This window comes from Shewanella sp. T24-MNA-CIBAN-0130 (genome assembly GCF_040310185.1).
GTDB classification, from domain to species: Bacteria; Pseudomonadota; Gammaproteobacteria; order Enterobacterales; family Shewanellaceae; genus Shewanella; species Shewanella psychromarinicola.
In genome coordinates this window covers 1-265 of sequence record NZ_JBEOPP010000348.1, presented here as the reverse complement: position 1 = coordinate 265, position 265 = coordinate 1, and the positions used below count along the sequence as shown (strand labels likewise).

1 pseudogene is annotated in these 265 nt (G+C 38.1%); it reads left to right on the top strand.

The annotated features are described in order from the left end of the window. A pseudogene (locus AAEZ02_RS22675) lies at positions 1-265 on the top strand (type I-F CRISPR-associated protein Csy3); the annotation flags it as partial.

The window sequence follows — 265 nt, the reverse complement described above, 5'->3', positions numbered from 1 at the left end:
CCGTTCTTTATACCCAGGTAAGGCCGTTTTTTTCTATAAAACAAACGATAATGATTTTATTCCCCTTGAGGCTGAAATAAGCCGGATTCGTGGTCAGAAGGCTGGTTTTACTGAAGCGTTTAAACCTCAATTTAAACCTAAAAACTTGGCACCTCAGGACTTGGCTTATTCTAATCCCTTGGTAATAGAAGATTGCTATGTTCCTCCGAATGTTGAATATCTTTATTGCCGTTTCTCTTTGAGAATTCAGGCTAATTCACTAAAG